Annotated in this window: 19 protein-coding genes and 1 pseudogene; 15 read left to right on the forward strand and 5 right to left on the reverse strand. The window is 69.3% G+C overall.

The features are described from left to right. Position 1: 1 nt before the first annotated feature. Positions 2–3,010 (forward strand): SpoIIE family protein phosphatase, encoded by a 3,009-nt coding sequence (locus AB0J06_RS05745; RefSeq protein ID WP_357425021.1) that lies wholly within the window; start codon positions 2–4, stop codon positions 3,008–3,010. Positions 3,011–3,012: 2 nt separating this feature from the next. Further along, on the forward strand, positions 3,013–3,354 hold the full coding sequence (locus AB0J06_RS05750; protein WP_357425077.1) for an STAS domain-containing protein: 342 nt from the start codon (positions 3,013–3,015) through the stop codon (positions 3,352–3,354). Positions 3,355–3,560: 206 nt separating this feature from the next. On the opposite strand, the gene AB0J06_RS05755 is transcribed toward AB0J06_RS05750, so the two are convergent. From AB0J06_RS05755 to AB0J06_RS05775, 5 genes are all read right to left on the reverse strand, one after another. Continuing rightward, positions 3,561–3,887 (reverse strand): GNAT family N-acetyltransferase, encoded by a 327-nt coding sequence (locus AB0J06_RS05755; RefSeq protein ID WP_357425023.1) that lies wholly within the window; start codon positions 3,885–3,887, stop codon positions 3,561–3,563. A 92-nt stretch (positions 3,888–3,979) separates the two neighbouring features. Further along, a complete protein-coding gene (gene pfkB / locus AB0J06_RS05760; protein WP_357425025.1) occupies positions 3,980–4,930 on the reverse strand; it encodes a 1-phosphofructokinase in 951 nt (316 codons plus the stop codon). Then, on the reverse strand, positions 4,927–5,736 hold the full coding sequence (locus AB0J06_RS05765) for a DeoR/GlpR family DNA-binding transcription regulator (protein ID WP_357425027.1): 810 nt from the start codon (positions 5,734–5,736) through the stop codon (positions 4,927–4,929). Before AB0J06_RS05765 ends, pfkB begins: the two co-directional genes overlap by 4 nt. Then, the gene (locus AB0J06_RS05770; RefSeq protein ID WP_357425029.1) at positions 5,733–5,864 is read right to left on the reverse strand and encodes a hypothetical protein; all 132 of its coding nucleotides are present in this window, start codon (positions 5,862–5,864) and stop codon (positions 5,733–5,735) included. Before AB0J06_RS05770 ends, AB0J06_RS05765 begins: the two co-directional genes overlap by 4 nt. Before the next feature lie 117 nt (positions 5,865–5,981). Beyond that, complete coding sequence (locus AB0J06_RS05775; RefSeq protein ID WP_357425031.1) at positions 5,982–7,316, reverse strand: FGGY family carbohydrate kinase; 1,335 nt, start codon at positions 7,314–7,316, stop codon at positions 5,982–5,984. 172 nt (positions 7,317–7,488) lie between these two features. Here AB0J06_RS05775 and AB0J06_RS05780 point away from each other — a divergent pair, with 172 nt between their 5' ends. The 13 genes and pseudogenes from AB0J06_RS05780 to AB0J06_RS05840 form a co-directional block, all read left to right on the forward strand. Beyond that, on the forward strand, positions 7,489–8,352 hold the full coding sequence (locus AB0J06_RS05780) for a class II fructose-bisphosphate aldolase (RefSeq protein ID WP_357425033.1): 864 nt from the start codon (positions 7,489–7,491) through the stop codon (positions 8,350–8,352). Positions 8,353–9,072: 720 nt separating this feature from the next. Next, complete coding sequence (locus tag AB0J06_RS05785) at positions 9,073–10,116, forward strand: substrate-binding domain-containing protein (RefSeq protein WP_357425035.1); 1,044 nt, start codon at positions 9,073–9,075, stop codon at positions 10,114–10,116. Positions 10,117–10,267: 151 nt separating this feature from the next. Then, positions 10,268–11,764 (forward strand): sugar ABC transporter ATP-binding protein, encoded by a 1,497-nt coding sequence (locus AB0J06_RS05790; protein WP_357425037.1) that lies wholly within the window; start codon positions 10,268–10,270, stop codon positions 11,762–11,764. Further along, positions 11,761–12,795 carry an ABC transporter permease gene (locus AB0J06_RS05795; protein ID WP_357425039.1) on the forward strand — a complete coding sequence of 345 codons (1,035 nt, stop codon included), beginning with the start codon at positions 11,761–11,763 and terminating at the stop codon, positions 12,793–12,795. The genes AB0J06_RS05790 and AB0J06_RS05795 overlap by 4 nt, the downstream gene beginning before the upstream one ends. A gap of 107 nt (positions 12,796–12,902) precedes the next feature. Continuing rightward, entirely contained in the window at positions 12,903–13,922 is a 1,020-nt protein-coding gene (locus AB0J06_RS05800) for an ABC transporter permease (RefSeq protein WP_357425041.1), read from the forward strand. Positions 13,923–13,979: 57 nt separating this feature from the next. Then, positions 13,980–15,677, forward strand: a complete 1,698-nt coding sequence (locus tag AB0J06_RS05805; RefSeq protein ID WP_357425043.1) for a GMC family oxidoreductase — start codon at positions 13,980–13,982, stop codon at positions 15,675–15,677. A gap of 19 nt (positions 15,678–15,696) precedes the next feature. After that, entirely contained in the window at positions 15,697–16,392 is a 696-nt protein-coding gene (locus AB0J06_RS05810) for a gluconate 2-dehydrogenase subunit 3 family protein (protein ID WP_357425045.1), read from the forward strand. A gap of 148 nt (positions 16,393–16,540) precedes the next feature. Then, entirely contained in the window at positions 16,541–17,671 is a 1,131-nt protein-coding gene (locus AB0J06_RS05815) for a LacI family DNA-binding transcriptional regulator (RefSeq protein WP_357425047.1), read from the forward strand. Positions 17,672–18,024: 353 nt separating this feature from the next. Further along, positions 18,025–19,110: a nitrilase-related carbon-nitrogen hydrolase gene (locus tag AB0J06_RS05820; RefSeq protein ID WP_357425049.1), complete on the forward strand. Its 1,086-nt coding sequence runs from the start codon at positions 18,025–18,027 to the stop codon at positions 19,108–19,110. Between the two features lie 108 nt (positions 19,111–19,218). After that, positions 19,219–20,223, forward strand: a complete 1,005-nt coding sequence (locus AB0J06_RS05825) for an alcohol dehydrogenase catalytic domain-containing protein (RefSeq protein ID WP_357425051.1) — start codon at positions 19,219–19,221, stop codon at positions 20,221–20,223. Positions 20,224–20,251: 28 nt separating this feature from the next. Next, positions 20,252–21,352 (forward strand): Gfo/Idh/MocA family oxidoreductase, encoded by a 1,101-nt coding sequence (locus tag AB0J06_RS05830; RefSeq protein WP_357425053.1) that lies wholly within the window; start codon positions 20,252–20,254, stop codon positions 21,350–21,352. Between the two features lie 63 nt (positions 21,353–21,415). Then, positions 21,416–22,126 (forward strand): SDR family oxidoreductase, encoded by a 711-nt coding sequence (locus AB0J06_RS05835; protein ID WP_357425055.1) that lies wholly within the window; start codon positions 21,416–21,418, stop codon positions 22,124–22,126. Between the two features lie 17 nt (positions 22,127–22,143). Continuing rightward, positions 22,144–22,327: pseudogene (locus tag AB0J06_RS05840) on the forward strand (galactose-1-phosphate uridylyltransferase); the annotation flags it as partial.

Consider the following 22,327-nt stretch of genomic DNA (forward strand, 5'->3'; position numbering starts at 1 on the left):
CGTGCCCGATGAGCCTGACGAACAGCTCACCGAACCGGTCGACGACAGTGCCGAGGAACTGTACGAACATGCCCCGTGCGGCTACCTGTCGACCCGTCCGGACGGCACGATCGTCAAGATCAATCGCACCCTGCTCGACTGGCTCGGCTACGACCGTGACGAGATCGTCGGTCGCCGCACCTTCCAGAGCCTGCTGAGCGTCGGTGGGCGCATCTACTACGAGACCCACTACAGCCCGCTGCTCACCATGCAGGGGGCGGTCCGAGAGATCGCGGTCGAACTGATCCGGCACGACGGTTCCCGCTTGCCGGCGCTGGTCAACTCGGTTCTGCGGGTCGACGCGTCCGGCGCGCCGGTCACCATCCGTACAACTGTCTTCGACGCCACGTCGCGTCGCGCCTACGAGCGTGAACTGCTCGCCGCCCGGCGGACCGCAGAGCGTTCCGAGGAGCGCCTGGCGGTGTTGCAGCAGCTCGTATCGGACTTCACGCCAGCGGCCACCAGCATGGATGTCAGTGAGGTCCTGGTCGACAAAGCGCGCCGAGCCGTACGGGCGGTCGCCAGCACGCTGTGGCTGCTGGCTGAGGACGGATCGACGCTGGTCCGGATCGCCGGGGGCACGCCGCCCCATCCGCTGCTGCTGCGCGCGCCCCGCGACGCCGCGATGCCACACACGCAGGCTGTCCGGCGCAATGAGATCGTCCTGCTCGGTTCCGTCGAAGCGACCCGGCAGCAGTACCCGCTGATCGCCGAGCTGATGGTGGGCGCCGCACGTGAGGCCGTGGTGTTCGTACCTCTTTCCGTGGGGCAGCAGGCACTCGGCGCGGTGTCCTTCTCGTTCGACCAGACCCATGCGATCGACGACGACGACCTCCAACTGCTGCGCACACTCGGTCGTCAAGCCGGACAGGCGCTACAGCGGGCCGCGCTCTTCGAAGCGGAGAGCCGGCTGCGACACCGGGCCGAGACGCTGCAACTGATCACCGGGGCCCTGGCCGCTCCGCTGGATGCCGCGCAGGTGGCGCGTGTCGCGGTTGATCGGATTGCCGCCACGCTGCACTTCGAGCGGATCGTCTTCGTGCTCGCTGGCGCCGTCGGTCCGGTGGTCGCCGCGGCGTCGGGTGTGTCACCAGCCGTTCTGGGGTCGTGGCGGCGCGACGCCGGCGACCTGGCACCGGCTTTGTCGTGGCCGGCGTCGAACGGCGCGTTCTTCGACCTGCCGGAGGAGCATGGCGCCGCGCTGCCCGGGCTGGTCGATCTGCCGCCGGAGGACCGGTTCGGTGCGCTGGCGGTGCTTCCGCTGCGTAGCGGCACCCGGTCGCTCGGCGTTCTGCTGTTGGACCGGCCGGCCGAGCACTCGTTCGCCGCGGAAGAGCGCGATTTCCTGCGGACCGTCGCCGCTCAGTGCGCGCAGGCGCTGGAACGGGTCCGACTGCATGCCGAGGCGCTGGAACGCCAGCAGCGGGCGGAGTTCATCGCTGCCCTGAGCCGCCGCATGGACGAAGCACCCGGCCTGCGGCAGCGAGCCGACCGACTGGTGGCGCGCCTGGTGCCGGCGATCGCCGAGCGGGCCAGAGTCGCGTTGCTCGCCGACCGGCAACTCGTCACCGTGTCGACGAGCACCATGAGCCATGCGGTCGAGGCGGCCGCAACCACACGGGCGGATCCGGATGACCAGCCCGGCGAGCACGTCGCGCTGGCGCTGTCCGAGGGCACACCGCAGGTCGCCGCGTCCGCCACCGACGAGATCACCGAGACGGCTCTCCCGCTGCGGGCGCGCGGTCGGGTCGTCGGTGTGCTCGTACTGGGCCTCGGCCGATCCCGACCTGACCGCGACCTGCTGGGTTTCCTCACCGAACTGGCCGAGGCGGCCGGTCTCGCCCTCGAGAACGGCCGCCTCTACGACCAGGAGCGGGAGAACGGGCACCTGCTGCAGCGCGGTCTGCTCGCCGGGGAGCCGCCACGCGATCCGCGCGTTGCCGTCACCAGCTACTACCGGCCCGCCGGTGAGGACCTGGAGGTCGGCGGCGACTGGTACGACGTGTTCCCGGTCGGGCCCGACAAGATCGCGGTGGTGATCGGGGACGTCGTCGGCCGGGGCATCGCGGCCGCCAGCGCGATGGGGCAGGTGCGCAGTGCGATCCGTGCCCTCGCGGCGACCGAGCCGGCTCCGGCGAGCCTGCTGCAGCGGCTCGACCGATTTGTCGACCGGTTCGAGGCCGGCCGCATGGCCACGGTCGCCTACGGCGAACTGGATCTGTCGACCGGACGTCTGCGTTACTCCTGCGCGGGGCATCTGCCGCCGCTGCTGATCGAGCCCGATGGCAGCAAGCGGTTCCTCTGGGGTGGACGGTCCGCGCCGCTGGCGGCGTTCGCGGGGATGAAGGCGCGGACGGAGGATGAGGTGCAACTGAGCCCGGGGTCGCGGCTGCTGCTGTACACGGACGGCCTGGTGGAGCGCCGTGGACGCGGGCTCGACCTGGAGATGGCACGCCTGGCCGAGGAGGCAGGGCGACGCTCCCGGGCTCCGCAGGGAGGGTTGCTCTCCGATCTGGCCGAGACGATGGTCGACGTGCAACATCGTGATGACGTGTGTCTGCTGTGCGTCGGGTTCGGTGTCGAGCCGCAGTTCGAACGCGAGATAGCCGCGGACATGACCCGGTTGAAGAATCTGCGCGACGACTTCCGGGCGTGGCTCGCCACCCTCGCCCTGAGCGCCGACGAGCGCGACGCGCTGCTGTTGGTCTGCTCGGAAGCGGCCGCCAACGCGGTCGAGCACGGGTACCGCGACGACCGTATCGGGGTGGTGTCGGTGCGGGCCCGGGTGGCCGACGGGGTGGTCGAACTCATTGTGCGCGACCGGGGATCCTGGCGGAGCCCGGCTGCGACGACCGACCGTGGCCGTGGACTGGCGTTGATGAAGGCGTTGATGGATGGGGTTTCCGTCGAGCGTGGCGTCGGCACTGTCGTGACCATGCGGCGGCGGCTCACATCGGAGGCTGTTGCGTGACCATGGCACAGGTGACGGTGCTCGTCGTTCCGGGCGGTTACGTGGCCAAGCTGGACGGCGATGTCGACATCGCGGTCGCCGATCGGATCGAGACGGAGATCCTGCGGCAGACGGAGGCGACGGCGGCCCTGATCGTGGACCTCGCCACGGTGTCCTTTCTGGACAGTGCGGGCGTCCGGTTGATCGACCGGCTCGTCGGCCGGCAGGAGAAAGGGGGCGCGTTGGCCCGCATCGTTGCCCCGCAAGGCAGTTCGACGCTGTTCACCTTGCAGGTGTGCGGTTTCCGACCCGAACTGCTGGTCGCCACCCGGCAGGCCGCGATGGCATCGGTGGCACAGCGCTAGGGCGTGTCCGCTGGGGGTGCAGCACGGTGACGCGCGCTAAGGGGCGACGGAGAGCCTCCTGCTCGACGATGCTGTCTCAGTGTGTGGCCGAGGTCGCGGTTGTAGATATTGGTGCCTTCGCCGATTAGTCGTAAGGGACGAGTCGCATGAGACCCGCAGCGGTGGGCCGGAACCCGCACTGCGCATAGAAGGACTCGAGGTGGGGCTCATAGTCGACGTGCAGCCACCGGGCTCCGCGCGTTCGTGCTTCCTCGGCGGCAGCGCGGACCAGCCGTAGCCCAGGCCCCCCGCCGACGCTCATCCGGATGGACGGTGGTGTCCAGGATGAAGGCGTGCGCTCCGCCGTCACCGGCGACATTCACGAACCCGACCAGCCGACGTCCTCGAAGCGCGGCGATCCAGGCGATACTGCGGGCCATCATCGGTGCGAAGGACGTCGATGTATGGCCGGGCCACGAAGCGGTGAACAATTCGTTGAGTTCGTCATCGGTGAGGTCGGGGCACACCGCGAACACGGCATGGCTGCTCGTCATGCAGGTCAGCCTGCCATCGGCCCGACCCCTCGATCACCCCCGCGACGAACCAATGCCGCGCAGCACCGGACAGGGTGTGGAGCCTGACTCTGTCATTTCCCGTGCGTGACCGGCTCGGCGAGCCGACGGTTCCGCGAGACCTCCTCGTGGATGGTGACCGTGCAGTCGGGGTCGGCGCCGGAGAAGAGCGTCCCTTCGTGCTGGACGGCCGCCGCGGCCCAGGTGATGGCGCTCCGCAGCGCGTCGCGGCCGCTGCCCCCCGCCGCCAGGAAGCCGGCGAGCAGCGCGTCGCCGGCGCCGACGGCGCTGACCACGTTCGGCACGGGCGCCTCGGCGTGCAGTGCGCCCTGGTCGTCGAGGAGCACCGCCCCGTCGGGGCCGAGGCTGGCCAGCACGGCGTGGGCGCCCTGCGCGCGGAGCAGTTGGGCGGCGTCGACGACGTCCCCGACGGTCTGCAGGTCACGGCCGACGACCTCGGCCAGTTCGTGGGCGTTGGGCTTGACGAGGTCGGGACCGGCGGCGAGGGCGGCACGCAGGGCCGGGCCGGAGCTGTCGATGGCGGTGCGGACGCCGCTGCGGCGGGCGTCGAGGGTGAGCCGCGCGTAGAGATCCGTGGGCACACCCGCCGGGAGGCTGCCGCAGGCGGCCAGCCAGGTCACGTTGTGGGTGTCCTTGAGCGTCGCGGCGATCAGCGCCTCCACTTCGCCGCCGTCGAGGGCGGGCCCGCGCTCGTTGACCTTCGTGACGGTGCCGTCCGGTTCGACGAGGCTGATGTTGCTGCGGATGTCGCCGGCGATCGGCACGGTGAGATGGGCGACGTCGGTGGCGCGGAGCATCTCCACGAGCTGTGTGCCGACCGCGCCGCCGACCGGCAGGACGGCGACGACGTCGTGGTGGTGGGCGCGCAGGGCCAGTGCCACGTTGACGCCCTTGCCGCTGGGCTCGCTGCGGCTGCGGCTGCTGCGGATGACGGTGCCGCGCGGGAGCGCGTCGATGAAGACGGTCCGGTCGACGCTGGGATTGGGTGTGAGGGTAATGATCATGTCAGCTCCACCTCCAGGCCAGCGGCCCGGAGCGCGTTCAGGTCGGCAGCGGGCAGGCCCGTGTCGGTAATGAGCAGGTCGATGTCGGACAGGTCGGCGTGTTTGCACAGGCTCACGCCGCCGACCTTGCTGTGGTCGGCGAGCAGGATGCGCCGGCGCGCGCTGGCGAGCATGAGCCGCTTGATGGCGGCCTCGGCCGGGTCGGGGGTGGTCAGGCCCCGCTCCACGGAGATGGCGTTGGCGCCGAGGAACGCGACGTCCACGTTGATCTCGGTCAGCGCGCGGGCGGCCCAGTCGTCGACCTCCGCCAGGGTCAGCGGGCGGACCCGACCGCCGAGGGTGACGACGGTGAGCAATGGCCGGTCGACCAGGGCGAGGGCGACCGGAAGCGTGTTGGTGTAGACGGTCAGTTCCCGGTCGGTCGGAAACATCTCGACGAGCCGTGCGGTGGTCGAGCCGGCGTCGATCAGGACCGTGCCCGCCGCGGGCAGGTGGGCCAGCGCCGCGGCGGCGATGCGCGTCTTCTCCTCGGAGTAGTACGTGCGGGTGGCGACGGCCGGTTCGTACGAGAGTTGGCCGACCGGGACGGCGCCGCCGTGTACGCGGCGCAGCAGCCCCTGTCGTTCCAGGTCGATCAGGTCCTTGCGGACCGTCTCCTTCGTGACGTTGAGCCGGGCCGCGACCTCAGCCGCGTCGACCCGTCCCGCCATCCGCAGCTCCGTCATGATCGCTTGCTTGCGTTCGGCGGCGTAGGGCGCGCGGCGCGCGTCGCCGGAGTTGTCGGGTGGCGGAACGGTGGCGGTCACGACGCGCTCCCTGCCTCGTGCGTGACGCGGCGACGACGGGGTGCGTTGCGATGGGTGAGGCGGCGACCGGAGGGGTCGTCGGCGGCGGGCCGGGTCGACTCGCCGCCGGGGCCGCACGTCGTGCTCATGCCATCTACTCCTTCGTCATCGCCGGGTTCGCCACCGGACCGCTTCCGAGATGATGATTCACGATGAACCGGAACGGCCAGGCGCAGCGGCGAACCGGCCAATGGAGGCGGGCGGTGTCAATCGAGCGCCGGGAAATCGGCCGTCGTGGCGTAGAGATCGGCCGCCATGCCGGCCAGCAGCGCCGCGCCGCGGGTGCCGGCCTCGATTTCGCCGCGGTTGCGCAGCGGACCGAGGACGCGGCGCTTCACCGCGAGCAGCGCCTGGCTGCGCGACCATCCGCCGGTGACCACCAGCGACTGGTGCTCTCCGGCGACCGCGGACATGGCCGAGTGGACGTACGCGGCCTGCGCGGTGACGGCCTCGAGCGCGGCACGCCACAGGTCGGCGGGGTCCACTCCGCTGCCGAGACCCGAGATGCTCAGCGTCTCGTCGTCTACTCCGCTGACCGTCACCCGGGGTGTGTCGCGGGTGAGCGCTTCGCGGTCGAGGTCGGGCAGTTGCTGCGACGTGCGCCCGAGCAGCGTCAGGATCCGCTGGAGGGCCAGTCCGCCCTGGGTGCCGCCGAGCAGGCACCACCGGTCGGCCAGCACGTGCCAGCCCACGGTGATGCCGGCGTTGGCGAGTTTCGCGACCGAGGCCGCGTCGAGTCCGATGGGGACGGTGCGGATCAGTGCCTCGGCGGTCCCGCACGAGTCCAGCTCGTCGCCCGGTCCGGAGGCGCCGGCGCCGATGGTCGCCGCCTGGTGGTCGTGGCCGGCGACGGTCAGGACCGCGCCGGTCAGGCGGGGGAGGCCGGTTGCGGCGGTGACCCGGCCCAACGGGGTGCCGGCGGTGACGAGCTCGGGCATCAGCGAGCGCGCCGCTCCCGACCATTCCAGGGCGTCCGGCCACCAGCTGCGCGTGCTCAACTCCAGCCAGCCGGTGCGCGAGGCGAGCGACTGCTCGGCCGACTCCTCCCCGCCCAGCCCGCGGACGACCCATTCGGCGATGTTGAGCCGGCGGGTCGCGTCGCGCAGCTGCGGGTGGTGGGTGAGCAGCCACCGGTGCTTGGTCAGCGACCACTGCCCGCGCAGCGGCAGGCCGGTGTGTCGGGAGAAGCGGTCGGCGCCCACGGTCGCCTCGAGGTCGTCGACCTCCGCGCGGTCGCGGGTGTCGTGCCAGGCGATGACGGGCCCGAGCGGCGCGCCCCGTGCGTCCAGCAGCACGCCGGACTCGCCCATGCTGGTGACCCCGACCGCCATGACCGTGCCGTCCGGTGCCTCGGCCATGGCATTCGCCAGCGCCTCGCGCGCGGAGTCGAGTACGGCGGCCGGGTCCATCTCGGCGCCGTGCGCGGTGGTGGTCCACGGAGTCACGGAGCGACCCTGGGCGACCGGCTGACCGGCTGCGGTGAAGACCACCGCCTTGCTGCTGGTGGTCCCGACGTCCAAGCCGACGAGCAACGGGATCATGACGTCTCCTCGACCTGCTAACCATTGCACCGTTGCGTTTCGGTGGATAGCGTTGCGTTTCGTTGGAGTTCTGTCAAGAGCGCGACGAGTCGGGGTTCCCCACCGGGTCTCATCGTCCGCGCCTGTCGTCACCCGCGCCGGTCGGATCCGGCCCCCATCCCGGAGGCAGCAGATGCCGCTAGTCACCACCCAGGCCATCATCGATGAGGCGCGCGCCCGGCGGGTCGGAGTCGGCGCGTTCAACGTCATCACCCTCGAGCACGCCGAAGGCATTGTGGCGGGCGCGGAGCAGGCCGGCGCGCCGGTGATCCTGCAGATCAGCGAGAACGCGGTGAAGTTCCATCGCGGCCAGCTCGCCCCCCTCGCCGCCGCCGCGGCGGCGCTCGCCGCGCAGGCCGCGGTGCCGGTCTCGCTGCACCTCGACCACGTCGAGGACACGGCGCTGCTGCACCAGGTGGCCGACGCGGGGATGAGCTCGGTCATGTTCGACGCGTCGCATCTGGACTACGACGCCAACGTCGCCGCGACGCGGGCCGCCGCCGAGTGGGCGCACGCCCGAGGGCTGCACCTGGAAGCGGAGCTGGGCAAGGTGGGTGGCAAGGACGGTGCGCACGCACCGGGCGTGCGTACCGACCCGGGCGAGGCGGCGGCGTTCGTCGCCGCCACCGGCGTGGACTCCCTCGCCGTCGCGGTCGGCAGTTCGCACGCGATGACCACCCGGACGGCCCGGCTGGACCACGAGCTCATCACCCGGCTGCGTGACGCGGTCCCCGTGCCGCTGGTGCTGCACGGCTCCTCCGGTGTGGCGGACCAGGACCTGCGCGGTGCGGTGGCGGCCGGCATCGTGAAGGTGAACATCGGAACGATCCTCAACGTGGCCTTCACCGCGGCGGTACGGGAGACCCTGGCGGAGCCGAGCCTGGTCGACCCGCGCAAGTACCTCGCGCCCGCGCGCGCCGGCGTTTCCGAGGTCGTGCAGCGGATGTTGTCCCTGCTCAGCGAGGGGGACAGCTCGATGGTGGAGACTCGCCCCTGAGGTCTTCGGCGGACCGGCGGAATCGGACCGCGACAGCGGTCAGGATCCGTGCCGCCCGGCCTCTTGACATGTTTCGGGCGCGTGTCTACGTTCTAACCACCATGTGACATCGATTACCTACGGCTCACGATGACGAGTTCGGAGGGCATCGGACCAGGCAGACAAGCCGGTCCGGACGGTCGGACGCCACGCTGATCCGCGGTCCGTCCAGCCCCCCGCGCCGTCTCGATGTCCGGGATCCGCAGCAGGAGCGGCAACTGACGCGCCTGTTCCGGCCTCCGGGCGGCGACCGTCGCTTGGCGTGCGCCCCATCGGCAACCCGAGCGGGAAGATAAGTATTCTTCCTGCTCAGGTCGCCAGATTCACCCCTGACGCTGTGCCGATGCGCGGACGTCGTGGCGATACCAAGCCACCGTAAGCGCCGAGTCTGGAAGAGGGTTGACATGCGGGTTAACGCTCCCTAACTTGTTCGCACACGGTCGTGACATCGATTACCTTCCCGGTTTCCGACGCGACCGCACGCGCGTCATCCGTACAGCAGACACCGGACCGACGCTGGTCGAAAAGCCCCTCCACGGCCTATCCCGGTGACGGATTCAGCAGGCTTTCACCGCCGACCTCCCGGCTCTGCCGGGAGTGCTCGCGCGGCGCACTCATCAACGGCCAGCAGGCCATTCCCTGCACAACGCGATACCTCGGAAGCGAAAGGGACGTACGCATATGCGAGTTCTCGGCGCGAAGGCGACGCGACGCGCGTCTTTGGCCCTCGTCGCGGCCTCTGCCTTGCTCGTGGGGGCCTGCGCCTCCGGGACGAAGGCGGGCGGCGGCTCCGACAAGGAGATCACGATCGGCTGGTCGGTGGCCTACTTCGACCACCCCGTCTATCAGTTGATGATGGAAGGGGTCAAGGAGGAAGCCGCCAAGCAGGGCGTGAAGGTCATCCTCGCGGACGGCAAGAACGACCCGGCAATCCAGACGCAGCAGATCAACAACTTCCTGGCGCAGAAGGTCGACGGGATCATCCTGACGCCCGCGGTCTCCGACCCGATGATTCCGGCGGTGAAGAAGGTCAACGCGGCGAAGGTGCCGTTCGCGATCGTCGACCGGCGGATGGAGACCAAGGGCTCCGGTATCAAGTGGGACTTCCTGGTCAGCTGGGACATGGTCAAGTCCGGCACCGTCGGCGGCGAGCAGGTTGTCAAGGCGCTGAACGGCAAGGGCAAGATCGCGGTCGTCGAGGGCACCGCGGGGGCCGGCTCCACGGTCGACCGGGGTGGTGCGTTCTACAAGGTGATCGCCCAGAACCCGGGCATCGAGGTGGTCTACAAGGCGGACGGCAACTTCACCCGCAGTGGTGGTCAGCAGGTGACCGAAGCCATCCTCCAGCGCTTCCCCAAGGGCCAGCTCGACGCCATCTACTACATGGCCGACGAGATGCTGTTCGGCGGCATCCAGGCGATCAACAACACCGGTCGCCGGGACAGCCTCAAGATCATCAGCTGTGACGGTGACAAGAACGCCCTGGACATTCTGCGCAAGGGCGGCATCGACTACGACGGCATCTTCTTCCCCAAGGACGAAGGCGTCATCGGCACCCGGCTGATGGCCCAGCAGCTCAAGGGCGAGAAGCCCGACTTGGCGAACCAGGAGTTCGAGGGTCGCAAGGCCGCTCTCGTCGAGCACGAGGGCATGCCGTGGGTGAAGCCGGACTTCTTCGGCGTCGACCCCAGCAACATGAACGACCCGATGTTTGTCGGCTGGTAATAGACCGGATTTTCGTTGCGGAATCTGCCCTTTCCGCTCACCGCCGACCCGCGGTGAGCGGAAAGGGCCCCTTACCGGCCGATCGCTAACGGGAGTACGAGAAAGGGGGCGTGCCATGGTCGCTTCATCGACTCCACAGCCCCTCCTGCGTATGGAGGGCATAACCAAGTCGTACGGCAACGTCCAGGTGCTCCACGGCGTCGACCTCTCGGTCGGACGTGGCGAGGTCCTGGGGCTGCTGGGCGAGAACGGCGCCGGCAAGTCGACGCTGCTGAACATCCTCAATGGGGTGATCGAGCGCGACGCCGGTTCGATCCACATCGACGGCGAGCCGGCCGAGTTCGCCGGGCCGAAGCAGGCGCAGGACGCGGGCCTGGCGTTCATCCACCAGGAACTGAGTGTCCTGCCGTACCTCACCGTCGCCGAGAACGTCTTCCTCGGGCGGCTGCCCCGGCGCAAGGGCGCACCCTGGCTGGTCGACTGGGCGGCCTGCTACAAGCAGGCGGGGGAGATCCTCGAGCGGCTCGCGGTGAAGATCGATCCGCGTACGATCGTCGGCCGCCTCGGCACGGCCGAGCAGGAACTGGTCGAGATCGCCAAGGCGCTCTCGATGAACGCCCGGATCATCACCATGGACGAGCCGACGGCATCGCTCACCGAGGCGGAGATCGAGCGGCTGTTCACCCTGATGCGGGCGTTGAAGGCCGACGGCGTCTCCGTCGTCTACGTCTCGCACCGGCTGCACGAGGTCGCCGAGATCTGCGACCGGGCCACCATCCTGCGCGACGGCAAGATCGTGAGCACCGTCGACGCCAGGACGACCTCCTCCCACTCGCTCGCCACGATGATGGTGGGGCGGGAGCTCTCCGAGCTCTTCCCGAAGACCGAGCACGAGCGGGGGCGCGAGACGCTCCGCGTATCGGGCCTGTCGACCGTGAAGCTCAACGACGTCAGCCTGGCCGCCCACCAGGGCGAGATTCTCGGCATCGCGGGCCTCGTCGGCTCCGGCCGGACCGAGTTGGCCCGGGCGATCTTCGGCGCCGATCCGATCACCGCCGGCGAGATCTTCGTCAACGGCGAGAAGGTCACGGTCGACTCGCCGGGCGCCGCCATCCGGCACGGCATCGGCCTGGTGCCCGAGGACCGCAAGCTCCAAGGGGCGGTCCTGTCGATGAGCAACGCGCACAACATCAGCCTTGCCTGCATGTCGAAGGTGAGCCGGTTCGGTCAGCTCAACCGGGGCGGTGAGAAGCAGGAGGCCAAGCGGCTGATTCAGGACCTGCAGGTCTACCCGCCGCGTGCCGAGCAGGAGACCGGCCGCCTGAGCGGCGGTAACCAGCAGAAGGTGGTGCTGGCGAAGTGGCTGTTCGCGGGCTCCAGGATTCTCATCGTGGACGAGCCCACCCGCGGCGTCGACGTCGGTGCCCGGGCCGCCATCCACGGGCTGCTCAACGAGCTCGCCGGGGAGGGCGCGACGATCATCATGATCTCGTCCGACCTTCCCGAGGTGATGGGCATGAGCGACCGCATCCTCGTCATGCACGAGGGGCGGATCGCCGGCGAGGTCGCGCGGGCGGACTTCAGCGAGGAGGCCATCGTGATGTACGCCTCGGGACTTGAGCCAACGAAAGAAGGGTCGAACGCGTGAGCTCCACCGCGCAGATGGACCGGCAGGTCGTCGAAGCGCCGAAGCGCGGCCTGGCTCGACTGAACATCCAGGTCGAGAACATCGCCAGCGGCGTCGTGCTGGTGGGTCTGGTGATCGTCCTCAGCCTGGTCTCGCCGGCGTTCCTGTCGTTCTCCAACTTCCTCGATATCGCCCGGGTGGTGGCCATCACCGGCATCATCGCCGCGGGCATGACCCTCGTGATCATCACTGGCGGTATCGACCTGTCGGTCGGCTCCACCGTCGGCCTGGTCGGGGCGGTCACCGCGTCGCTGGTGGCCAACTCCGCCAGCAACTCGGACTTCGTCACCGCCTTCAAGCTGCCGGTGCCGCTCGCCGTCCTCGTCGGACTCGCCGTCGGCAGCCTGATCGGGTTCGTCAACGGTCTGATCATCACCAAGACGAAGATCGAGCCGTTCATGGCGACCCTCGGTTCGATGATTTTCGTCAAGGGTCTGCTGTACCTGTTCACCGGCGGGTACCCGGTCAACTTCCAGCCCATGCCGGACGACTTCGCATTCATCGGGCAGGGCGCACTGTTCGGGATCCCGACGCCGGTCTGGGTGTTCGCGGTCATCGTCGTCGCGCTGTGGTGGATCTCGCGGCGGACGACGGTCGGCCGCGCGATCTACGCGATCGGCGGCAACCCGGAAGCGGCCCGGCTCAGCGGCCTGAAGGTCGAGCGGACGAAGATCATGGTGTACACGCTGCTGGGCCTCCTCGCCGGCCTGGCCGGGATCATCCTGACGTCGCGGCTCGCCAGCGCCACCACCGTCAACGGCACGGGGTACGAGCTGATCGCGATCTCCGGGGTCGTGATCGGCGGGACCAGCCTGGTGGGTGGCCGGGGCTCGGTCATCGGCAGCCTCATCGGTGTCTTCACCGTCGGCGTGATCCAGAACGCGCTCAACCTGTTCGGGGCCTCGACGCAGATCCAGTACGTCGTCACTGGGCTGGTGCTGCTGCTGGCGATCAGCCTCGACGGGATCGCCCGGCGCCGGAGGCGGACATGAGGAGATCGACGCCGCATCGGTTGCCCCGCGCAGAGAACAGGAACAGGTAGATGTCGTCGTTGCTAGCACGGATTCCAGGGCGTCAACGTGAATCGGGCGCGGCCGGCATGCGGCGCCTGCCGCTGCAGGGACAGCAGTTGGCGCTCGTAGTCCTGATCGCCCTACTGGCGGCGGTGTTCACCAGCCAGTCGCCGGAGTTCCTGTCCACCGGCAGCGTCGAGAACCTGCTGCGCGGCGCGTCGATGTTCGGCATCGTCGGGCTGGGCTTGACGATCGTCATCATCAGCACCGGGTCCATCGGCGGTATCGACCTGTCGGTCGGGTCGATGATGGCGCTCGGCGGCGCGATCGGCGCCGGCCTGCTCGGCACCGCGTTCACGGCCGCCAACCCGGTCAAGCTCCCGGCCGCCCTCTCGGTGTTGATCGCCCTGGTGGTGACGGGGCTGCTCGGCGCGCTCAGCGGGCTGCTGATCTCACTGTTGAAGCTTGCGCCGTTCGCGGTCACGCTGGGCATGATGAGCGTGGCGCGTGGCCTCACCTACGTGATGATCGCGTGGGCGATCGGCAGTTCGAACACGGCGGGGATCACGTTCTCCGACCCGCTGTTCGACTGGTTCGGCCTCACCAACTACGGGCCGATCCCGGCCATCACGGTTCTCTTCCTCGTCCTCGCCGCGTTGATCGCGTTCGTGCTCAAGGCGACCGCCTTCGGGCGCAGCCTGTTCGTTCTCGGCGGGAACGCGGAGAACGCGCGGCTGGCGGGAATCAACGTGCGCCGCACGATCGTGATCGTGTTCGCGATCAGCGGGTTGTTGGCGGGTCTCGGCGGCCTGATCCTGACCGGGCGCCTGTCGTCGGCCTCGCCGCTGGCAGCGACCGGCTACGAGCTCGAGGTCATCATGGTCGCCGTGATCGGTGGCACCAGTCTGGCCGGGGGCCGGGGTTCGATCCTCGGCACCGTCCTGGCCGCGATCCTGGTCAGCGAGATCAACACCGGACTGGACATGATGAACGTTCCATCGTTCAACCAGTACCTGATCAAGGGCACCATCCTGGTGCTTGCTGTCGTCCTGGACAAGGTCTACCAGGCCCGCAGCTCCCGCAAGTTGGCGGTACAGAGCGCGTGAGATGGCGAGCGGGCCGGGGCGGATGCCCCGGCCCGCCCCGGTTGAGAGGTCAGCTGCATGGAGTACGCGAGGAAACCGGATCCGGTCGATGTCGTCATCGTCGGGATGGGCGCGTCCGGGGGCACCGCCGCGAAGGTGCTGTGCGAGGCCGGACTGAACGTGGTCGGCCTGGAGCGGGGGCCGTGGCTGCGGTCGCGCGAGCACTTCTCCGGCGACGAGATCAAGTTCTTGAACCGCACCTACCTGTGGTCCGACCCGAGGGTCAATCCCCGCACCGTGCGGACGGAGGAGAACGAGACGGCCGTGCCGACGCCGTTCTCGATGGTGCCGCAGATGGTCGGCGGCGGCACGGTGCACTGGGCGGGATGGCTGCCGCGCCCCCGCCCGTCGGACTTCATGATGCGTACGCTGCACGGTGACATCGAGGGGGCCAGTCTCGCCGACTGGCCGATCACCTACGACGACCTCGAGCCGTACCTGTCGAAGGTGGAGTGGGCCTTCGGCTGCGCGGGTCTGGACGGCGCGGACAAGTACGAGCCGTACCGCAGCACGCCGTACCCCACACCGCCGCTGCCACCGACCCGGGCCGGCAAGCGTTTCTACGAGGCGTGCGAGAAGCTGGGCATCAACGCGATGCCGATCCCGCAGGCGCTGGTCAGCCAGGCGTACCGCGGGCGTACGCCGTCCAACTGGACCAGCTTCTGGAACGGGTACGGCGACCCGAGCGGCATGCGCTCGTCGACGCTGGACACGTTCGTGCCGGAGGCGCTCGCGACCGGCAACCTCGACCTGCGCTCCGAGTGCTACGTGCGCGAGGTGACGGTCGGGCCCGATGGTCGCGCCCGTGGCGTCGTGTACATCGACGCCCTCGGTCGGGAGATCGAGCAGGACGCGACACTCGTCCTGCTCTGCCTCGGCGCGGTCGAGTCGGCGCGCCTGATGCTCATGTCGAAGTCACGGCAGTTCCCCGACGGCCTCGCCAACAGCAGCGGGCAGGTCGGGCGGAACGCCACCTTCCATGAGTACCTGTTCGCGGTCGGCCTCTTCAACGACGAGCAGCCGCTGTACGGATTCCCCGGCAACTACATCAGCGGCGGCTCCTTCCAGTTCTACGAGACCGACTACGACCGTGGGCACATCGGTGGCGCGCTGATCGGCGCGTCGCACGTCGGCCAGCCGGTCAACTGGAACTTCCCCGGCCGGCCCGCGTGGGGCAGCGCCGGCAAGGACGCCGACCGCGACTTCTACAACCATGCGATGAAGATCGGTCACACCCTGCACGACCTTCCGGTCGCGTCCAACCGGGTCGACCTCGACCCGGACGTCAAGGACGCGTGGGGGCTGCCGGCGGCGCGGATCACGCACAAGGCGCACTCCAACGACATCGCCCTGGCGAAATGGCAGGTCGACAAGAACGTCGAGATCCTCGAGGCGGCGGGCGCCTGGAAGACGATCCCGGTGTACCTCGAGCGTGGCCGCGCCAGCGGAAACACCTGTCACCAGCACGGGACCGTGCGGATGGGCACGGATCCCGCCAACACCGTCCTCAACGAATGGTGCCAGGCGCACGACGTCGACAACCTCTACGTTCTCGATGGCGCGAGCTTCCCGACCGCGACCGGCGTGAACCCGACCCTGACCATCATGGCCAACGCGTGGCGGTGTGCCGACTACATCGCCCAGGTGCACGGCAAGGGTCGCCGGGAGCGGTTGCCGCGGGCCCGGTCCGGGCCGCAGCAGGTAGCAGCGAGCTGAGGAGGAGACAATGACCTCAATGGCCGATTGGCCGATCGTCCTCGCCCCGGTGGATCCTGACGCGGCGGACCGGCTCTTTTTCACGGACCACGAGTGGGACACCATCGAGGCCGCGACCACACGGATCATCCCGACGGATCACGATCCGGGGGCGCGCGAAGCGCGCGCCGTCCGATTCATCGACCGGTTTCTGTCGGGCATCGACTACGTCTACGCCGCCGCGGACGGCAGTGGATTCCTGCGGATGAGCGGGAAACTGGCCGACGCCTGGCGGGGCCGGATCGCCGACATGCAGGAGACCTACCGCCGGGGCGTGCGCGACCTCGACGCGATCGCCGGACAGAGTTTCGGGCCGGATTTCGTATCCCTCTCCGACGACCAGCAGGACTTCGTCCTCGAGCGGATCTCCGGCGCGCCGAAGCCCGTCCCGGTGGTGCGCGACGCCGACGGCGCGAATCCCACGATCCAGGTGTACGCGTTCGACGACGGGTTGTCGTTCTTCGACGCCCTGGTGGCGCACACCCGGCAGGGTTTTTACGGCGATCCGGTCTACGGCGGCAACCGCGGCCGGGTCGGTTGGGACGTGATCGGCTTCCCGGGTCCCGACTCGCTCAAGGACACGATGGACGGGACGTACAGCGTGCGGGAGTACTACCTGGACGACTACGCATGGCCGGACCTCATTCCGCACCTGAGACAGGCCGGAGGGCAGTGACGTGCTTGATGCCCGCGGGCCGATCGTGCGGCTCCGCACACAGCCGAACCATCCTAAGATTCAGGTCATCGACGCAGGTGCTCTGCTTCCTACCCAACTCCCGTGACAACCAGTACCTCGCCTCATGAAACGTACGGGTGAGAGGACGGTGAGCCGCTTGATCAATCTCAACTCAGCACACGGGGAGCCGGCGTCGCGCCGCGACACGGTCGACGCGACGGACCCCAGCCGGGCAGCCGTGCAGCGGACCGTCATGACCAAGAAGGTCGTGCGGCTCAGTGACGTCGCGGTCGCCGCCGGGACCAGCGCCAAGACCGCGTCCCGGGTCATCAACGGGGATCCACGCGTGGCCGCGGAGACGCGCCAGCGTGTCGAAGAGGCGGTCGTCCGACTGGGATACCGCGTCGACCTGCTCGCCAGGTCGCTGCGGCGAGGTGTGGATGACACGATCGGCGTGATTGTCGAGTCGATCGCCGATCCGTTCTTCGCCGCCGTCATCAGCGAGATCGAGCTCGCGGCACTGCGCCGCGGGCTGAACGTGATCGTCGCCAGCAACCGACGGCTGCCGAACCGCGAGGTGACGATCGTGGACACGCTGCAACAGCGTCGCGTCGCCGGCCTGATCATCACGCCGCACGCCGCGGATCTGTCCTATCTGGCCGACACTCCCACGCCCGTCGTCTTCGTCGACCGCCACCCCAGGAACTACCCGGCGGACGTCGTCGTCTTCGACGACCGGGGCGGGGCGCGGACCGCGGTGCGGCATCTGATCCGCCACGGCCACGGCCGGATCGCCTTCATCAGTGACGATCTGGACATCGAGACCTCTCGTAACCGTCACGCCGGCTATCTCGACGCGCTCACCGAGGCGGGCATTCCCGTCGCCCCCGAGCTCATCGCGACGGCCTGCATCGACGCGACCGTCGCGAGGGCGCGCACGTTGGACTTCCTGGATCTCGACGACCCGCCGACGGCGATCTTCAGCGCCCGGTCCGAGACGTCTCTGGGCGTGGTGAAGGTCCTGCACGACCGGGGCCGCACCGACATCGCGATGGTGTCCTTCGGTGACTTCGCGCTGGCCGATGTCCTGTCACCTGCGATCACCGTTCTCGAGCAGCCTCCCGAACTGCTCGGCCGGCTCGCCGTCGAACGGCTGTTTATGCGGTTGGACGGTATCGGCAGCGAACCGGTCAGCACGGTGATCCCGTTGCGGCTCGTTCCCCGTGGATCCGGCGAGATCGTCCCGGCTGTCGAGACAACGGGGCTGAGCATGGCGTAGCAGCTCCGGCCATTTCACATAATCAACGTTGAAATTCGTCGCGAGGCCCCGCGCCACCTCGGAGCTTCGCGGTGGGTACCTTCTGCCCTTTTTGGGTATGTATCGAAATGATTCACCTTATTTCGGCGCTTGACATTCCATAATGGGGCTGCCTACGGTTGTCCCGGTCGTGACATCGATTACCTAACTCTCGCGTGGCCCCGCGACGGTCCGTCCAGGGACGCCACCGATTGATCATCTTTTAGGCCCTACCTGTGCTCCGAGTTCCCAAACGGGGTCACGGCACTGGGCGCCAGCACAAGCGACCAGCCGGACGGTGACCCGTCCAGCGCATGAGTCAAAGGAGTCTGACTGTGGTTGACCCGTACGCAGTGGTAGCGATCTCGCCGCGCGTCGTGACGATGAAGAAGCGCGAGGACGCGGTCGAAAGCGCCAAGCGCATCTGTAACTTCATGGAGATGGCGGTCCGGACCGCGGCGACCGAGGGCGCGCCGGTCAAGCTGGTCGTGCTGCCCGAGATGGGCATCCAGGGCATGCCGGAGAACTTCCAGGCCGGCAACCGGGAGGCCCACGCGGCGTTCGCCACGACCGTGCCCGGCCCGGAGACCGACGTGCTGGCGGCGAAGGCCCGCGAGCTCAACACCTACATCGCCGCCGAGCTGCTGTTCGTGACCGACGAGGACTTCCCGGGTCACCTGTTCAACATGGCGTTCATCATCAGCCCCGAGGGCGAGGTCATCTACAAGCGGGCCAAGTCCACCAGCGACGCCTACGAGGGCGGCGCGCTGGGCACCACCAACCCGCACGACATCTACGACGAGTGGGTGGCCAAGAAGGGCAACGGCAACGTCCTGGACGCCATGTTCCCGGTCGCCAAGACCGAGATCGGCAACATCGGCTACATCATCTGCCACGAGGGCGCCTACCCGGAGACCTCCCGCGGTCTGGCGATGAACGGCGCGGAGATCATCATCCGGGCCACGCTGATCGACCCGCAGACCAGCCAGGGCATGTGGGAGCTGCAGAACCGTGCCCACGCGATGTTCAACCAGACCTACGTGGTCTCGCCGAACCTCGGGCCGCAGATGTACGACGACGGGCACATGTTCGACCTGTTCGGCGGCCGGTCGATGATCGTGGACAGCAAGGGCCACGTCGTCACCCGCCAGGAGGGCGTGGTCCCGGGCGACTCGTTCGTCAGCTGTGTGATCGACATCGAGGCGCTGCGGCGTGCCCGCGCGGCCAACGGTGTCATGAACTGGTTCAAGGACCTGCGCACCGAGCAGTACGCGGCGATCTACGAGAAGCCGATCTACGAGAAGAACCAGTACGTCGAGGAGCTTCCGCAGGAAGGCTGGCTCGCCCGCGAGGACGTGCGCCGCGCCGGCAACATCGAGAAGCTCATCGAGCGGGGCATCATCACCCCTCCCTCGGCCTGACATCTCCGTCCGCCCGGCCCTTGAGCGGTCTGTCCGCTCATGGGCCGGGCACTCATGATCGCCCCGCGGGCAACGCCCGATGACCGTCCGTTCAGGAAGAAGCAGGTAATGAAGGCAGCGCTACTCGAACAAGCCGGACCGATCGAGAACAAGCCGCTCCAGCTGCGCGAGGTGGCCGAGCCCACCCCGTCGGCGACCCAGGTCGTCATCAAGGTTGGCGCCTGCGGTGTCTGCCGTTCCAACCTGCACATGGTCGAAGGCGACTGGCTGCCCAACACGCCCGCCTCGTTCCCCATCATCCCCGGCCACGAGGTCGCGGGCACGGTCTCCGCGGTCGGTTCGGCGGTCACGCACCTCGCCGTCGGCGACCGGGTCGGCGTGCAGCCGATCTGGAAGACCTGCGGCGTGTGCGAGTACTGCTTCTCCGGCCGTGAGCAGCTGTGCCGGCAGCGGCAGATCACCGGGGAGACCCTCGACGGCGGCTACGCGGAGTACATGCTGGCGGAGTCGGCGTACACCTACCCGCTGCCGGACAACATCTCCTTCACCGAGGCCGCGCCGCTGTTCTGCCCCGGTATCACCGCGTACGGCTCGGTGGCGAAGGCGCACCTGACGCCCGGGCAGAAGGTCGCCGTCCTCGGCATCGGTGGCGTGGGCCACATGGTGATCCAGATGGCCGCCCTCACCGGCGCCGACGTCTACGCGGTGACCCGCAGCGCAGTGCACCAGGCGGTCGCCGAGGAGCTCGGCGCGGTCAAGTCCTTCAGCCCCAAGGGATCCGACGGCAGCAACCTCTCCGACAACGCGATGGACGCCGCCATCGTCTTCGCGCCCTCCGACGCGTCGGTGGCGGAGGCGATGCGCGTCGTCAAGCCCGGCGGCCGGATCGTCCTCGGCGTCGCGCAGAACGTCGGCCTGCTCGACATCGGCGACGAGCGGACCGTCGTCGGCTCCGTGCTGGGCAACCGGCAGCAGATGCGCGAGGTCCTCAACCTCGCCGCCGCCGGAAAACTGCGCTCGGTCCACGCCGACTTCCCGCTGGCCGAGGCGAACGAGGTGCTGGGGATGCTGAAGAACGGCGAGATCCGGGCGCGCGCCGTCCTCGTCCCCTGATCCGACCGGTACGAAGGGAGCGCCAGCCATGTCCGCCGCCGCAGGTCCCATCCGCTACGGCATCGTCGGCCATGGCTGGCGCGCCGACTTCTACCTCCGCCTCGCCCGCCAGGTGCCGGAGCGCTTCCAGTGCGTCGGCGCCGTGACGCGCCGCGCCGACGTGGGCGCCCGGCTCGAACAGCGGTGGGGCATCCCGACGTACCGCAGCGTCGAGGAGCTCGTCGCCGCCGGTGCCCCCGAGGTCGTCGTCACGTCGGTGCCGAGGGAAGCCAACGCCGAGGTGGCGGCGTCGCTGGTCGCGCTCGACACGGCGGTGCTGTCGGAGACCCCGCCGGCACCCGATGAGGACGGCCTGCGCCGGCTCTGGGCCGCCGTCGGCGACCGGGACCTGGTCCAGGTCGCCGAACAGCACCCGTACCTGCCGGTGGTTGTCGCGCTGCGGACGCTGATCGCGGACGGCGTGCTCGGCGAGGTCACCTCCGCGCAGGTGTCCTGGACGCACGACTACCATGCCACCGCGTTGTTGCGGACCCTGCTCGGCGTGCGCGCGGAGCCGGCGCGGGTGAGCGCGGTGCGCACCGGCGGTCCGCTGCTGGAAGGCCCCGACCGGGGCGGGTGGCCGGCAACGCGGGAGGTGCGGCAGTCCGACCACACCCTCGCGGTGCTGGAGGTGGCGGGCCGCACCGGCGTGTACGACTTCACCGAGGGGCAGTGGTTCAACCCCTGGCGCCGCCGCCACGTGATCGTACGGGGCAGCCACGGCGAGATCGTCGGCAACGACGTCACCTGGAGCGCGGAGAACGGCACGCCGGTCAGCGCTCCGATCGTGCGCCGGCACACCGGGTTGGACGGCAACCTCGAAGGGGCCGATCTCGACACGCTGAGCTGGGCCGGGCGGGTGCTCTACCGCAACCCGTACCCCGGTAGTCGGCTCTCCGACGAAGAAATCGCGATCGGCACCTGCCTGGAGCGGACCGGCCTGTGGCGCCGGGGCGAGCAGCCGGCGCCCTACCCGCTCGCCGACGCGTGCCAGGACCACCTGCTGGCCCTGGCGATCCACGCCGCCGCGGACGCCGGTCAACCGGTCAGCACGGGCGTCGAGCCGTGGGCCGGGGCGGTCCGACCGTAGTACGAGTTGCCGGTGTCGCGGCGGGCCCAGCGCCCGCCGGAGTCGTGGAGAGCGAGCCTGGAAATGACGGTCCTTGCGGGAAAGGTCGCCTTTGTTACGGGGGCCAGCAGCGGTATCGGCGTCGCCGTCGCGCACGCGTTGGCCGCGGAGGGCGTCAAGTTGGGCCTCGCGTCGCGCACCGCGCCCGACCCGGGGCTCGCGGACTGCGTGAGCGTGTCCTGCGATGTGCGGGACGCGGCACAGGTCGAGGCGGCGGTCGCCGAGACCGTCGAGCGCTTCGGCGGCCTGGACATCGTGGTCGCGAACGCCGGCGTCGGCTCGTGGGGCGACTTCGCCGACACGTCCCTGGCCGACCTCGACGAGATGGTGGACGTCAACGTCCGCGGTCTGTTCCACACCGTCCGCGCCGCGCTGCCGCACCTGCGCGCCCGCGGCGCCGCGGACATCATCACCGTGGCGTCCGAAGCCGGCCGGCGGGGGCTGCCCGACGAGGCCGCCTACGTGGCGACCAAGTTCGCCGCGGTCGGGTTCACCCGGTCCCTGGACCACGAACTCCGCGCGAGCGGCATCCGCTGCTGCAACGTCTGCCCCGGTGGGGTGGCCACCAACTTCGGGATGGGTCGCGGTCTGCGCACCCCCGACATGCCGGAACTGGCCGACATGATGCGGCCGGAGGACGTGGCGGAGATGGTCGTCTTCGCGCTCACCCGACCGCGCCACTACCGCATGCTCGAGGTCGCCTTCCGCTCCATGACGGAGCAGTCATGGGGCTGACCGACCGCGCCGGCGCGATCACGCGTACGGCGATCGCCCTGGCCGACGGCCGGGAGCTGATCTATTTCGACGAAAGTGACGACGCCTGTCGGACCGGGTCCGACGGTCGCGCCCTGCCGCCGCCTCCGGGGGCGTCGGAGTTGCGTCACGATCCGTTGCTCGACGAGTGGGTGGCGGTCGCGGCGCACCGGCAGGGCCGTA

Source organism: Micromonospora sp. NPDC049679 (genome assembly GCF_040659735.1).
In the GTDB taxonomy this organism is placed as follows: Bacteria; Actinomycetota; Actinomycetes; order Mycobacteriales; family Micromonosporaceae; genus Micromonospora_I.